Raw genomic sequence first — 14,243 nt, 5'->3', positions numbered from 1 at the left:
ACGGAGGTGTCGAGGCGTCCGCACCCTGACATTGGTCCCTTACACGCGGCGGACGACCACCGTTACCCGGTCGCCCTCGCCGACCTCGCCGGCGAATCCGTCGAGGCCCTCGGCGAAGTCCACCGAGTCGGCCAGCACCTCCCCGGAGACGAAGTCGAGGTACGCGGACACCGCCGCGCGCACCTCGTCGGACGCCGACACCGACACCACGATCCGATCCGAGACGTTCAGGTCGGCGTCGCGACGGGCCTGCTGCACCACCCGCACCACATCGCGGGCCAGCCCTTCGGCGGCCAACTCCGGCGTGACCTCGGTGTCCAGCACCACCACGCCCTCAGCGCCGGGCAACGGCGCCGAGTGCTCGGCGTCGGCCGCGACGAGACGCAGCTCGTACTCACCCTCGGCCAGGGTGATACCGGCGGCCACCGGGGCGCCGTCGACCAACTCCCAGTCGCCCGCCTTGACCGCCTTGATCACCTGCTGGACCTGCTTGCCGACCCGCGGGCCGAGCGCCCGGGGCACCACGGTCAGCACCTGCTGGCAGTACTCGGCCAGGTCCGCGCTGAACTCCACCGCCTTCACGTTGACCTCGTCGGTGACCAGGTCGGCGAACGGGCGCAGCTGCTCCGCCGCCGGCGAGGCCACGACCAGCTTGGACAGCGGCAGCCGCACCCGCAGCCCCTTGGCCTTGCGCAGCGACAGCGCCGCCGAGGCGACCGCCCGCACGTTGTCCATCGCCGCCACCAGCTCGTGGTCAGCGGGGAACTCCTCCGCCGAGGGCCAGTCGGTCAGGTGCACCGACCGCTCGCCGGTCAACCCACGCCAGATCTCCTCCGCCGTCAGCGGCGCCAGCGGCGCCACCACCCGGCAGAGCGTCTCCAGCACCGTCCACAACGTGTCGAACGCATCCGCGTCACCGGACCAGAACCGGTCCCGGGACCGGCGCACGTACCAGTTGGTCAACGCGTCCAGGAACGACCGGACGGTGGCGCAGGCGCCGGAGATGTCGTACGCGTCCATCTGCGCGCCGACCGTCGACACCAGCTCGTTCGTCTTCGCCAGCACGTACCGGTCGAGCAGGTGTGTCGAGTCGGTGCGGCGACGAGCGGTGTGCCCGTCGGCGTTGGCGTAGAGCGAGAAGAAGTACCAGACGTTCCAGAGCGGCAGCATCACCTGGCGGACGGCGTCCCGGATGCCCGACTCGGTGACCGCCATGTCACCGCCGCGCAGCACCGGCGAGGACATCAGCATCCAGCGCATCGCGTCCGAGCCGTACGCGTCGAAGACGTGGTAGACGTCCGGGTAGTTGCGCAGGCTCTTGGACATCTTGCGCCCGTCCGAGCCGAGCAGGATGCCGTGGCTGAGGCAGTTGCGGAACGCCGGCCGGTCGAACAGCGCGGTGGCCAGCACGTGCATGGTGTAGAACCAACCGCGGGTCTGCCCGATGTACTCGACGATGAAGTCACCGGGGTAGTGGTGCTCGAACCAGTCCGCGTTCTCGAACGGGTAGTGCACCTGGGCGAACGGCATCGAACCGGACTCGAACCAGCAGTCCAGCACCTCCGGCACCCGGCGCATCATCGCCTGCCCGGTCGGGTCGTCCGGGTTGGGGCGGACCAGGTCGTCCACCGCCGGCCGGTGCAGGTCGGTCAGGCGTACGCCGAAGTCCCGTTCGATGTCGGCCAGTGAGCCGTAGACGTCCAGCCGTGGGTAGTTCGGGTCGTCGGACTTCCAGGCCGGGATCGGCGAACCCCAGAACCGGTTCCGGCTGATCGACCAGTCGCGGGCGTTGGCCAGCCACTTGCCGAACGAGCCGTCCTTGATGTGCCCCGGAGTCCAGTTGATCTCCTGGTTCAGCTCGACCATCCGGTCCCGGAACTGCGTCACCGCGACGAACCACGACGACACCGCCTTGTAGACCAGCGGGGTGTCGCAGCGCCAGCAGTGCGGGTACGAGTGGGTGTAGGTGTCCTGCTTGAGCACCACCCCCCGCTCCTTGAGCTCCCGGATCACCGGCTTGTTGACGTCGAAGACCTGCTCACCCTGGTACGGCGGGACCAGCGCGGTGAACCGGGTGTGGTCGTCGACCGTGACGATGGTGGGGATGCCGGCGGCGTTGCAGACGTTCTGGTCGTCCTCACCGAAGGCCGGGGCCAGGTGCACGATCCCGGTGCCGTCCTCGGTGGTGACGAACTCCGCGCCGAGCACCTGGTAGGCGTTCTCGCCGGCCTGCTCGACGAGGAAGTCGTACAGCGGGGTGTAGCGGCGTCCGACCAGGTCACGGCCGTACACCGTGCCGACCTGCTCGAACCCGTCCAGCTCCTTGGCGTACGCGGCCAGCCGCGCCGCACCGACGACGTAACGTTCCCCCGCGCGCTCCAGCACCGCGTACTCGATGTCCGGGCCGACGGCGAGCGCCAGGTTCGACGGCAGCGTCCACGGCGTGGTGGTCCAGACGCCCAGCTTGACCGGCCCACGCACCAGCTCCGGCGCGGACTCGTCGGCGGTCAGCCCGAACCACACGGTCAAGGTCGGGTCGTGCCGGTCCCGGTAGACGTCGTCCATCCGGGTCTCGGTGTTCGACAGGGGCGTCTCGCACCGCCAGCAGTACGCGAGCACCCGGAAACCCTCGTAGATCAGTCCCTTGTCGTGCAGGGTCTTGAAGGCCCACATGACGCTTTCCATGTAGTCCAGGTCGAGGGTCTTGTAGCCGTTGTCGAAGTCGACCCAGCGGGCCTGCCGGTTGATGTACCGCTCCCAGTCCTGGGTGAACTCCAGGACCGACGCGCGGCAGGCCTCGTTGAACCGGGCCACACCGAGGTCGATGATCTCCGCCTTGCTGGTGATGCCGAGCTGCTTCTCGGCCACCACCTCGGCGGGCAGGCCGTGGCAGTCCCAGCCGAAGCGCCGCTCGACGTGCCGACCCCGCATGGTCTGGTAGCGCGGCACCACGTCCTTGACGTAGCCGGTCAAGAGGTGGCCGTAGTGCGGCAGGCCGTTGGCGAACGGGGGGCCGTCGTAGAAGACGTACTCGTTCTCGGCGTTGCCCGCGACGCCGCCATCGGCGGAGCCCGTCGTCTCCGGTTGCCGACCGGAGGTCGGCCTCGCCTCGATGGAGGCCTCGAAGGTCTTGTCGGCCGTCCAGTGCTCCAGCACCCGGCGCTCGACCGCGGGCAGGTCCGGGCTCGCCGGCACACCGGCGGCGGTCGGGTCGTGCAACGGATAGGCCATCGGGGGTCGCTCTCCTCGCGCAGCTCACTCATCAGTGGGTCTGCGAGGACGAACCTTCCGGGGGTACGCCTGCAACGGCGCTCCCGGGTGGTCCGCGGTACCACCCCGCTTGGCGGTCAACGTGCGACCGCCCGCTCATTGGCCGGCTGTGACGGGCCGGACCCGTCCGGTTCTACTGGGCCGGTTGCCCGGCTGTTCTTCCGGAGGCTCACCGGTGATGGCCGGGTCATCGCCTTACGGTGCTCAACGATACTCGACCCTCCTACCGCTCCGCCGCCGAGTAATCCCGCGTGCCAATCCACCCCAGCCCGACCCCGTTGATCATGAAGTTGTCGCCGCCCATACCGGCGTGTCGTGGCAACAACTTCATGATCAACCGGGAGAGGGGCGGGCCGGACCAGGTGGGGTTACGGGGCCGGGAGGGTGGTGTTCCAGAGGGAGGCGCCGTCGCGGTCGCGGAGGTGGACCGTCAGGGCCCCCGACTCGCCGTTGATGAAGACCTCACCGAAGTGCTGGAAACCTTCGGCCGGGGAGGTGTTGGCCCGCGGTGGGGCGTGCACGAAGACCGCCTGCGGGCCGAACGTCCCGTCCAGCGCGTTCGGGCCGAACGCGCCGGCGTGCGCCGGGCCGGAGACGAACTCCCAGAACGGGGTGAAGTCGCCGACCGCCGCAAGGGACGGGTCGTAGTGGTGCGCGGCCGAGTAGTGCACGTCGGCGGTGAGGAAGACCAAGCCGGTCACCCCGGCCCGGTGGGTGGCCCGCAGCACCTCGGCGAACTCCAGCTCACGCCCGGCCGGCGCGCCCGGGTCGCCCTGCGCGACACCCTCCTGGGCCCCCGGACCGTCCGGCACCACGACGCCGATCGGCAGGTCGTTGGCGATCACCTTCCAGGTCGCCGTCGACCGCTTCAGCTCCCGGATCAGCCACGCCCGCTGCTCGCGGCCGAGCAGACCGCGCTTCGGGTCGGCGTACGTGTTGCCGTCGTTCCGGTCCTTGTGGGTCCGCATGTCGAGCACGAACACGTCCAGCAGGGGCCCGTACGACAGCCGCCGGTACATCGGCCCGTCAACCGGCACCGGTAGCCACTCGTTGAACGCCTGCCGGGCCCGCGCGGCGAGCACGTCCACCCGCTGTTCGGTGTAGCGCGGGTCGTCCAGCACCTCACCCGGGTACCAGTTGTTGAGGACCTCGTGGTCGTCCCACTGGTTGATCTGCGGCACCGCCGCGGCGAACTCCCGCAGGTGCTCGTCGAGCAGGTTGTACGCGAACTGCCCCCGGTACTCGGCCAGCGTCTCGGCGACCTTGCTCTTCTCCGGGGTCACCAGGTTGCGCCAGATCCGCCCGTCGGGCAGCGTCACCGACTCGACCAGCGGGCCGTCGGCGTACACCGTGTCGCCGCTGCACAGGAAGAAGTCCGGCCGGGTCTGCCGCATCGCCCGGAAGATCGACATCCCGCCGAAGTCGGGGGCGATCCCCCAGCCCTGCCCGACGACGTCCCCGGTCCAGACGAACTTCACGTCGCGTCGCCGGTGCCGGCCCGGTGCCGTGGTCAGCGATCCGGTCAGGGGCTCGCTGACCACCCCGTGCCGATCCAGGCTCTCCACCCGGACCCGGTAGTGCAGCCGCTCGGCGTCCGGCAGGCCCCGCAGCCGGACCTTCCCGGTGAAGTCGCCGTTCGGGGCGAGCACCGGGCCGCGCAGCTTCCGGGCGCCCCGGAAGTCCGGCCGACGGCTCACCTCGACCAGCATCCGACCCGGCCGGTCCGCCCGCGTCCAGACCAGCGCCGAGTCCGCGGTGACGTCACCGCTCTGCACACCGTGGGTGAGTACCGGGCGTCCCGACGGGCGCCAGGCCGGGGCCGCGGTCGCGCCGGCACCGCCCAGCAGGCCGCCGCCGGCGACTCCGACACCGGCCACCAGGCCAGCACGCAACAGGGTACGTCGATCAAGCTCGGTCATGTTTCCTCCCGATCAGGGTTGACCACGTCGGTCTACCGGCCCGAGATGACCGTGATCGGCGATGCGGGTGACGTTGGCCGGAACGCCGGTTGTCCGGTCGGCATGACCGGAGTCACAGCCTCGGCTGTCACGACTTGCCCCGGCCCATCCGTCGTGAGGGTGTCGAACCGATCAGGGGAGGTAGTCATGCAGCGAATGAATCCCGGTGAAGTGGCGCCGAAGGCGTACCAGGCCGTCATGGGGCTGGAGAAGTACGTCCAGTCGAACGTCGACCGCACCGTGCTGGAGCTGGTGAAGCTACGGGCGTCGATGATCAACGGGTGCGCGTACTGCGTGGACATGCACAGCCGGGACGCGCTCGCCGACGGCGAGTCGAGCCGGCGGCTGTTCGCGGTGGCCGCCTGGCGGGAGTCGCCGTTCTTCGACGAGCGGGAGCGGGCCGCGCTGGACCTCACCGACGCCGTCACCCGGCTCGGCGAGCACGGGGTGCCGGATGAGGTGTGGGACGCCGCCGCGAAGGTCTGGTCGGAGAAGGAACTGGCCGACCTCGTCATCGCGATTGCCACAATCAACGTGTGGAATCGGATTGGGGTAACGATGCGGTTGGAGCCTCCCGCCCAGGCGTGACGACCGCGGCAGCAGAGGCGGCCGGTGCTCTACAGGAGCACCGGCCCATGCTGCTCGGGCTCGCGTACCGCCTGCTCGGCAGCCGGCACGACGCGGAGGACGTGCTCCAGGAGGCGTACCTGCGCTGGTTTGGCGTGGATCGCTCGACGGTTGCCGAGCCGCGCCGCTACCTGTCGCGGGTCGTCACCCGGCTGGCTCTGGACCGGTTGCGGGTCCGGCAGGCGGCCCGCGAGACGTACGTCGGCACCTGGCTTCCCGAGCCGGTGCCGACCGCGCCCTCGCCGTTCGGTCCGTTGGATCGCGCGGAGCTACGCGACTCGCTCTCCACCGCGTTGTTGCACGTCCTGGAGCGGCTCACCCCGCCGGAGCGGGCGGTGTACGTCCTGCACACGGCCTTCGATCTGCCGTACGCCGAGATCGCCGAGATCCTGGACCGGTCCCCGGCGGACTGCCGCCAACTCCACCACCGCGCGACCGCCCGGGTACGCCAGGAGCAGCGCCGCTTCACCGCCAGCCGTGCCGAACGGGAACGGCTGCTCGACGCGTTCCTCGCCGCCGCCCGCGACGGTGACCTGGCGACGCTCACCGGCCTGGTCGCCGCCGACGCCACCGCGTGGAACGACGGTGGCGGTCGGGTAAAGGCCGCACGCAACCCCGTCACCGGCGCGGACCGGATCGCCCGGTTCTTCGCTGGGATCTACGGCCCGAGCCGCCCGTGGACGATGCGGCGGGTGGAGCTGAACGGGGAACCGGCGGCACTGATGACCCATGGGGACGGCAGCCTTTACACCCTGACCGTCAGCGCGGCCGACGGCCGGATCACCGGCGTCTACGTGGTCGGCAACCCGGAGAAGCTGCCGCAGGTCGACTGACTCCGGTGCGGCCGCGTCAGCCCAGCTCGGGGAACCAGAGCGCGATCTCGCGCTTGGCGCTGTCCGTCGAGTCGGAGGCGTGCACGAGGTTCTCCCGGTTGGACAGCGACAGGTCACCCCGGATGGTGCCGGCGGCGGCCTTGCGACCGTCGGTCGCGCCGACCAGCCCACGGACCACGTCGATGACCTGGTCGCCGGAGAGCACCAGAGCGACCAGCGGGCCGCCGGTCATGAAGTCCTTCAGCGGCGGGTAGAACGCCTTGTCGACGTGCTCGGCGTAGTGCTCGTCGGCGAGCGCGGCGTCCATCGTCCGGTGCACCATCGCGTCGATCCACAGCCCCTTGCGCTCGAAGCGGGAGAGGACCTCGCCGACCAGGCCGCGGCGAACCGCGTCCGGCTTGATCAGAACGAGGCTGCGCTCATCCGGGCTGTTGCTGGACACGCTGGGTTCCTCCTGTACGAGCTGAACGCTTGGGATCGGTACGGTCAGCCTAGCGACCCGGTCCCGGCGCCGGCGCGGCGGCCGGTCTTCCCCCCGGTGGCCGATCCGGCCTAGCCTGGCCCTGACCCCCGGGAGGTCCACTGTGGCGAATGGCGGGAACCGACCCATCGCGCCGGTACGCAAGTTGATCGGCACGGTGCTGGGCACCGTGGCCACGTTCGTCGTCCTCTTCGGGCTGGGCATGACCAGTTGGGCCATCGTGGCTCTCGGGGTCGCCCTACTGGTGCTGGCGATCGCGCTGGCCACCGTACGCGGTGGCGGGCGCACCTGGGTGGTCGGCGTCGGGCACGTGCACAGCGCCTCCGAACCACCCACCCAGTACGCGTTCGGCCGCTGCGAGCTGCAACTGGTGATCGACGCGCCCGGTCTGCCGCCCCGATCCAAGAAGATCATCGAGCCGCGGGTGCCGGTCTCCAAGTGGCCGTCACTGGGCCAGACCCTGCCGATCCGGGTCGCGTTGGACGACCAGCGGCACGTCAAGGTCCTCTGGGACGAGGTGCCGACCCACGCCGAGACCGCCGCCGCCGTCGCCGACCTCCCGCCGGAGTTCGCCGACGCCGACGTCGTGGACGAGGTGCTGATCCAGCAGGATGCCCCGCCGTGGGCCGACCGCGCGCCGGACGACGACTTCCGGGACGACTTCCGCGACCCGCTCGGTGACCCGTTCCGTGACCCACTCGGCCCCGACCACCTGCGCCCTGACCACTTGCGCACCGACGCCCTGCGCGACGACCCCCTGCGGGACGACCCGGGCGTCGTGCCCGAGGAGCGCGAGCCCGTGGTGATGCACCAGAGCCCGGGCGGCCCGGTGGTGTTGGAGGGCGTCGTCGTCGAGCAGCAGGCCAGCGGCGGGCTGCCCCGGCGGGCCACCCCGGCGCCGCGCCCGCCCGCCGAGGAGCGCTTCGACGAGCCCGACGCCGACCGGTTCGACCTCCCGGAGGACGACCGGGTCCGCCCGCCCGCCGGGGACTCCTTCGACCCGCCCAGCGCGGAGAGCTTCGACCAACCCAGCGTGCAGCGCTCCGACCAGCCGCCCGCGCAGCGCTCCGGCCCGGGCGTGACAGACCCGCTGGATCCACTCGACCTTCCGCTCGACGATCCCGCCCCGGCCGGGACGGCGCGCGAGACCGTCACCGATGAGGAACTGGACGAGGCGATCTTCGGGTTCGACGCGGGTGCGGCAGCGGACCCGGCCGCCCCGATCAGCGGGGTGGGCCTCACCCTGCTGGTGACCGACCTGTCCCGTTCGCTCGGCTTCTACCGCGACGTGCTCGGCTTCACCGAGGTCGATCAGGGCGCTCACAACGCCGTCCTCGCCTCGGGCACGACCCGGCTCGTCCTGCGCGAGGTCACCGGGGCGGCGCCGATCAGCCGCCGGCTGGTGCACGTCAACCTCGAGGTGAACGACATCGAAGCGGCGTACGAGCGGTTACGCGAGTCGGGCATCCGCTTCACGTACGCGCCCCGGGTGGTCAATCGAGGCACCAGGCTGGAGGTGTGGGCGGCGGCGTTCCGCGACCCGGACAGCCACGGCATCGCGCTCACCCAGTGGCGCGAACGCGCGGACGCCTGACCCGGCCCGGTCCCCCTCTCGGGGTGCCGCCAACCGGGTCGGGCGTCAGCCGAGGATGACCCGGCGGACGTGCAGCGCGTACGCCCAGACCAGGGCGAAGATGATGCCCAGCCCGAACAGTGACCAGTGCAGCAGGCCGCCCAGTAGCAGCAGACCCTGGAGCACGGTGCCGGCGTGCCAGGCCCAGGGGCGGCGCATCATGCCGGCGAGTACGACGGCGGCCACCGCCAGTGCCACCACGGCACCGATCGCTGCGCCGCTCAGGTCACCGCCGACCACCCGGATCGGCTGGATCGCCAGCAGCAGCACCAGCGCCTCCAGGCTGAGGGTGCCAGCGCCCAGGCCGCGTACCGCCCGCTCCGGGTTGCGCAACCCGGAGCGTCGCGGCTGCCCGGCCGCGGGCTCTTCCCCGGTGGGCTCTTCCCTGGTGGGCTGATCGGCTGGAGAGCCGACGGCTGGCGAGCCGGTCAGGTCCTCGGTGGCGCGGGAGTCCCGCTCCGGGCCGGTCATCGCTTCAGCAGCCGACGTGCGTCGGCCACCGTCACCACCGAACCCGTGACCAGCACCCCGACCCCGCTGAGCTCACCGGGGACGTTCTCCTCGGCCAGCGCCACGGCCAACTCGATCGCGTCCGGCATCTCCTCGGCCGAATCCACCCGCTCCTCGCCGAAGATCTCGGCGGCCAGCTCGGCGAGTTCCGCCGTCGGCATCGCCCGTGGCGAGCTGTTGCGGGTGACCACCACCTGGTCGACCACCGGCTCCAGCAGCTCCAGCAGGCCGGCAGCGTCCTTGTCGGCGAGCACGCCGATCACCGCCACCAGCTTGCTGAACGCGAACTCCTCCTGGAGGGCGGTGACGGTGGCGGCCATGCCGTGCGGGTTGTGTGCGCCATCCAGCAGGACGGTCGGGGCGTTGCGGACCCGCTCCAGCCGTCCTGGGGAACTGGTCGAGGCGAAGGCCTCCCGGACCACCTCGATGTCGAGCTGCCGTCGAGTCCCCGCACCCAGGAACGACTCCACGGCGGCGAGCGCCACCGCGGCGTTCTGCGCCTGGTGGGCACCGTGCAGCGGGATGAACACGTCGTCGTAGACGCCGCCCAGGCCCTGCAGGCTGAGCACCTGGCCGCCGACCGCGACCGCCCGGCTCAGCACGCCGAACTCGGCGCCCTCCCGGGCGATGGTGGCCCCGACCTCCGCGCAGCGTTCGAGGAGAGGACGCGCCGCCTCCTCCTCCTGCGCCGCCGCGATCACGGTGGCGCCCGCGTGGATGATGCCGGCCTTGGCCAGCGCGATGTCCTGGAGTGTGTCGCCGAGCCATTCGGTGTGGTCCAGCCCGATCGGGGTGATCACACAGACCCCGGCCTGGATGACGTTGGTGGCGTCCTCGGCACCGCCGAGGCCCACCTCGACCACCGCGATGTCGACCGGCGCGTCGGCGAACGTGGCGAACGCCAGCGCAGTGGTCATGTCGAAGTACGTCAGCGGCTCGTCCGACTGCGCGTCGACCAGTTCCGCCAGCGGTTTGATCTCCCGGTACACCGCCGCGAACCGCTCCTCGCTGACCGGCTCGCCGTCGAGGCTGATCCGCTCCCGAACGGTCTCCAGGTGCGGGCTGGTGTATCGCCCGGTGTGCAGCCCGAACGCCCGCAGCAGCGAGTCGATCATCCGCGCGGTCGAGGTCTTGCCGTTGGTGCCGGTCAGGTGGATCGAGGGGTACGCCCGCTGGGGGCTGCCGAGCAGATCGAGCAGCGACTCGATCCGGTCCAGCTCGAAGACCATGCGGGTGAAACCGCGGGCGGCCAGCTCAGCCTCGACGGCGGCGAAATCGTTACGGTCGGTCACGAGGAAAGCGTCTCCAGAGCAGCGTCGATCCGGACCAGGTCGGTCTCGGCGGTGGCGAGCCGGTCGCGGATCTTCGCGACCACCGGCTCGGGGGCCTTGCCGATGAAGGCAGGGTTGTCGAGCTTCGCCCGGGCCTGCGCGACCTCCTTCTCGGCCGCCGCGCGGTCCTTCGTCAGCCGGGCCCGCTCGGCGGCCACGTCGATCGTCCCCCGGGTGTCCAACGCGACACCGACCGCGCCGGGCATGGCCAGCGTGGCGCTGGCCTGGAAGTCGTCGCCGGCCGGGTCCAGCCGGACCAGTGAACGGATGAGCGGCTCGTGGGCGGCGATGCCCGCACCGGGCAGCCCGTCCAGTCGGGCCGCCACCCGCTGCGTCGGGCGCAGCCCCTGGTCGGAGCGGAACCGGCGGATCTCGGTGACCACGCGCTGCACACTGACCAGCTCGGCCTCGGCGGCGTCGTCGACCAGCGAACGGTCGGCCACCGGCCAGGCGGCGCTCTGCACCGTCTCGCCGCCCGTCAGCGCGAGCCACAGCTCCTCGGTGACGAACGGGATGACCGGGTGCAGCAGCCGCAGCAGCTGGTCGAGCACGTGCCCGAGCACCCGGCGGGAGGCGTCCGCCCGTTCGCCGCCCTCGGCCAGCACCGGCTTGCTCAGCTCGACGTACCAGTCGCAGACGTCGTCCCAGGCGAAGTGGTAGAGCAGGTCGCACACCTTGGCGAACTCGTACGCCTCGAACTGCTCGTCGACCTCCGCGGTGACGTGCGCCAGCCGGGACAGGATCCACCGGTCCACGGTCGAGAGCTGCTCGGCGGCGGGCAGGTCGCCCGTGGTGTGCGCACCGTTCATCAGGGCGAAACGGGTGGCGTTCCAGAGCTTGTTGCAGAAGTTGCGCGAGCCCTGGCACCACTCCTCGCTGACCGGCACGTCCTGGCCGGGGTTCGCACCCCGGGCCAGGGTGAACCGGGTGGCGTCGGCGCCGAACCGGTCGATCCAGTCCAGCGGGTCGACCACGTTGCCGAACGACTTGGACATCTTCTTGCCGTGCTCGTCGCGGACCATGCCATGCAGGGCCACCACGTCGAACGGCTGCTTGCCGTCCATCGCGTACAGGCCGAACATCATCATCCGGGCGACCCAGAAGAAGAGGATGTCGTAGCCGGTGACCAGGACGCTGGTCGGATAGAACTTGGCCAGGTCCGGGGTCCGCTCCGGCCAGCCGAGGGTGGAGAACGGCCACAGCGCGCTGGAGAACCAGGTGTCCAGCACGTCCTCGTCCTGCCGCCAGCCATCGCCGGTCGGCGGCTGCTCGCCGGGGCCGACGCAGACGATCTCGCCCTGCGGGCCGTACCAGACCGGGATCCGGTGCCCCCACCACAGCTGGCGGGAGATGCACCAGTCGTGCATGTTGTCGACCCAGGCGAAGTAGCGCTTGGCCAGCTCGGCCGGCTCGATGCGGACCCGACCGTCGCGCACCGCGTCGCCAGCGGCCTGGGCGAGGGGCGCGGTGTTGACGAACCACTGCAGCGACAGCCGAGGCTCGACGGTCGTCTTACACCGCGAGCAGTGCCCCACCGCGTGCACGTACGGCCGCTTCTCGGCCACGATCCGGCCCTGCTCGCGCAGCGCCGCCACGATCGCGGGCCGCGCCTCGAACCGGTCGAGCCCTTCGAACGGGCCGGGCACGGTGATGACACCGCGCTCATCCATCACGGTCAGCGCGGGCAGGTCGTGGCGCTGGCCGATCTCGAAGTCGTTCGGGTCGTGGGCAGGGGTCACCTTGACCATGCCGGTGCCGAAGGACGGGTCGACGTGCGGGTCGGCGACGATCGGGATGCGGCGGCCGGTGAGCGGCACCTCGACCTCGGTGCCGATCAGGTGCTGGTAGCGCTCGTCGTCCGGGTGCACCGCCACGGCGGTGTCGCCCAGCATCGTCTCGGCCCGGGTGGTGGCCACCACGACCTCGTCGCTGTACCGGATGGAGATCAGCTCACCGTCGTCGTCGGTGTGCTCGACCTCGATGTCGGAGAGCGCGGTCAGACAGCGCGGGCACCAGTTGATGATCCGGTTGGCCCGGTAGATGAGGCCCTCGTCGAAGAGCTTCTTGAAGATCGTCTGGACGGCGTGGGTCAACCCCTCGTCCATGGTGAAACGCTCACGGTCCCAGTCGACGGAGTCGCCGAGGCGCCGCATCTGCCCCAGGATCGTCCCACCGGACTCGGCCTTCCACTGCCAGACCCGCTCGACGAACTTTTCCCGGCCGAGATCGTGTCGGGAAAGGCCCTCGGCGGCGAGCTGACGCTCCACCAGGTTCTGGGTGGCGATGCCAGCGTGGTCCATGCCGGGCAGCCACAGCGCCTCGAAGCCCTGCATCCGCTTACGCCGGGTCAACGCGTCCATCAGCGTGTGCTCGAACGCGTGGCCCATGTGCAGCGAGCCGGTGACGTTCGGCGGCGGGATGACGATGGTGAAGGGGGGCTTGTCGCTGTCGGCGGAGGCCCGGAAGTGTCCGGCGGCTACCCACTGCTCGTACCGTCGCTGCTCGACCTCGCCGGGCTGGTACTGGCCGGCAAGGGTGGGGGCGTCGGGGCGTCGGGCATCCAGTCTCTCGGTCACCTGACAAGTCTACGGAGGGCTTCTGCGGACCGGACGTGCGCCACCTGTGGTTCGCGTACGGTGTCGGCTATGTCCGACGCACATCTCACCGAGCGGTCGCTCCACGGCGGTCGCGAGCCGGTGGAGCTGACCGAAGAGCCGATCCAGCTGAGCACCCGTGACTCCGGGGGCGACCCCGACGAGGGTTCCGGCGGCTGGTCCCGACGGCGCAAGGTCGGCTGGACGGTCGCGCTGGTGGTCGGCCTCGCCGGCGCCGGGGTGCTGGGTGCCGGTGGGTGGCGGGTGGCGCAGCAGAAGGACACGCAGCTGACGTCGCCCGACCAGGTGGCGGGCCTGACCCGGGACGACAGCGAACGGGCGAAGAGTACGGCCGACTACCTGCGCAGCGGCCTCGCTGCGGACATTGAGCTGGATCGCAGCTTCGGCACGGTCTATCGCGACCCGGCCGACGACAAGCGCTCCGTGCTCATCTTCGGGGGCACCACCCTGCTCTGGCAGCCGGAGCGGGACCTGGACAGCCTCTTCGGCCTCATGTCGGACGAGACCGGTGCGGTGACCGGCCTGAGCGAGGTGCCCGCAGGCGACCTGGGCGGTGTGATGAAGTGCGGCAACACCAGCGGCGAGGGCGGGGACTTCGCGGTGTGCGGCTGGGCCGACCACGGCAGCGTGGTGATGGCGATGTTCCCGGGACGGTCGGTCAGCGACGCCGGCGGCCTGCTGCGCAACCTGCGCGCTGACATGCAGTCGCGGGACTGACCACGCGCCGGATTGCCGGTCGCGTAACCATTTCGTTGATCGACTCGGTATCGCCGATCTGGCGGTGACCCCGCTACGGGACAGGCCCACATCGGCGATAGTGAGTCGACCAAGCGCAGCTTGAGGTGGGAAATGCGTCAGGGCCACCCCTTGCGGGGTGGCCCTGACGAAAAATTGTCCGGCGGTGTCCTACTCTCCCACACCCTCACGAGTGCAGTACCATCGGCGCTGGAGGGCTTAGCTTCCGGGTTCGGAATGTGACCGGGCG

At 70.8% G+C, this 14,243-nt stretch carries 10 protein-coding genes and 1 rRNA gene; 4 read left to right on the top strand and 7 right to left on the bottom strand.

Features of this window, described 5'->3' with window-relative positions:
- Positions 1 to 39: 39 nt before the first annotated feature.
- Together ileS and ABZT18_RS27640 are read right to left on the bottom strand one after the other, a co-directional pair.
- Entirely contained in the window at positions 40 to 3,231 is a 3,192-nt protein-coding gene (gene ileS / locus ABZT18_RS27645) for an isoleucine--tRNA ligase (protein ID WP_354997232.1), read from the bottom strand.
- A 407-nt stretch (positions 3,232 to 3,638) separates the two neighbouring features.
- Positions 3,639 to 5,189 carry an alkaline phosphatase D family protein gene (locus ABZT18_RS27640; protein WP_354997233.1) on the bottom strand — a complete coding sequence of 517 codons (1,551 nt, stop codon included), beginning with the start codon at positions 5,187 to 5,189 and terminating at the stop codon, positions 3,639 to 3,641.
- 186 nt (positions 5,190 to 5,375) lie between these two features.
- Here ABZT18_RS27640 and ABZT18_RS27635 point away from each other — a divergent pair, with 186 nt between their 5' ends.
- Entirely contained in the window at positions 5,376 to 5,816 is a 441-nt protein-coding gene (locus ABZT18_RS27635) for a carboxymuconolactone decarboxylase family protein (protein WP_354997234.1), read from the top strand.
- Positions 5,813 to 6,688, top strand: coding sequence for an RNA polymerase sigma factor SigJ (gene sigJ, locus ABZT18_RS27630; protein ID WP_354997235.1), 876 nt, complete (start codon positions 5,813 to 5,815; stop codon positions 6,686 to 6,688). The genes ABZT18_RS27635 and sigJ overlap by 4 nt, the downstream gene beginning before the upstream one ends.
- A 16-nt stretch (positions 6,689 to 6,704) precedes the next feature.
- Here sigJ and ndk read toward each other — a convergent pair whose 3' ends face one another.
- Positions 6,705 to 7,130, bottom strand: coding sequence for a nucleoside-diphosphate kinase (gene ndk, locus ABZT18_RS27625; protein ID WP_355252846.1), 426 nt, complete (start codon positions 7,128 to 7,130; stop codon positions 6,705 to 6,707).
- Between the two features lie 142 nt (positions 7,131 to 7,272).
- On the opposite strand from ndk, the gene ABZT18_RS27620 reads away from it, so the two are divergent.
- Entirely contained in the window at positions 7,273 to 8,763 is a 1,491-nt protein-coding gene (locus ABZT18_RS27620; protein ID WP_354997236.1) for a VOC family protein, read from the top strand.
- 45 nt (positions 8,764 to 8,808) lie between these two features.
- Here the strand turns inward: ABZT18_RS27620 and ABZT18_RS27615 are convergent, their stop codons facing one another.
- From ABZT18_RS27615 to ABZT18_RS27605, 3 genes are read right to left on the bottom strand one after another with little or no spacing between them, the layout of a single operon-like run.
- Positions 8,809 to 9,273 carry a DUF4233 domain-containing protein gene (locus ABZT18_RS27615; RefSeq protein WP_354997237.1) on the bottom strand — a complete coding sequence of 155 codons (465 nt, stop codon included), beginning with the start codon at positions 9,271 to 9,273 and terminating at the stop codon, positions 8,809 to 8,811.
- Positions 9,270 to 10,604: a folylpolyglutamate synthase/dihydrofolate synthase family protein gene (locus tag ABZT18_RS27610; protein ID WP_354997238.1), complete on the bottom strand. Its 1,335-nt coding sequence runs from the start codon at positions 10,602 to 10,604 to the stop codon at positions 9,270 to 9,272. Before ABZT18_RS27610 ends, ABZT18_RS27615 begins: the two co-directional genes overlap by 4 nt.
- Positions 10,601 to 13,219: a valine--tRNA ligase gene (locus tag ABZT18_RS27605; RefSeq protein ID WP_354997239.1), complete on the bottom strand. Its 2,619-nt coding sequence runs from the start codon at positions 13,217 to 13,219 to the stop codon at positions 10,601 to 10,603. Before ABZT18_RS27605 ends, ABZT18_RS27610 begins: the two co-directional genes overlap by 4 nt.
- A gap of 69 nt (positions 13,220 to 13,288) precedes the next feature.
- Here ABZT18_RS27605 and ABZT18_RS27600 point away from each other — a divergent pair, with 69 nt between their 5' ends.
- The gene (locus ABZT18_RS27600) at positions 13,289 to 13,975 is read left to right on the top strand and encodes a hypothetical protein (protein ID WP_354997240.1); all 687 of its coding nucleotides are present in this window, start codon (positions 13,289 to 13,291) and stop codon (positions 13,973 to 13,975) included.
- Between the two features lie 176 nt (positions 13,976 to 14,151).
- Here the strand turns inward: ABZT18_RS27600 and rrf are convergent.
- A 5S ribosomal RNA gene (gene rrf / locus ABZT18_RS27595) occupies positions 14,152 to 14,243 on the bottom strand; the annotation flags it as partial.

Source organism: Micromonospora sp. NPDC005291 (genome assembly GCF_040607415.1).
Lineage (GTDB): Bacteria > Actinomycetota > Actinomycetes > Mycobacteriales > Micromonosporaceae > Micromonospora.
This window is presented reverse-complemented; position numbering and strand designations above follow the sequence as displayed.

What these genes read in the sequence shown, in the direction of transcription:
- ABZT18_RS27640 (WP_354997233.1), bottom strand. Translation starts at nt 5,189, where the DNA reads ATGACCGAGCTTGATCGACGTACCCTGTTGCGTGCTGGCCTGGTGGCC.
- ileS (WP_354997232.1), bottom strand. Translation starts at nt 3,231, where the DNA reads ATGGCCTATCCGTTGCACGACCCGACCGCCGCCGGTGTGCCGGCGAGC.
- ABZT18_RS27600 (WP_354997240.1), top strand. Translation starts at nt 13,289, where the DNA reads ATGTCCGACGCACATCTCACCGAGCGGTCGCTCCACGGCGGTCGCGAG.
- ABZT18_RS27615 (WP_354997237.1), bottom strand. Translation starts at nt 9,273, where the DNA reads ATGACCGGCCCGGAGCGGGACTCCCGCGCCACCGAGGACCTGACCGGC.
- ABZT18_RS27635 (WP_354997234.1), top strand. Translation starts at nt 5,376, where the DNA reads ATGCAGCGAATGAATCCCGGTGAAGTGGCGCCGAAGGCGTACCAGGCC.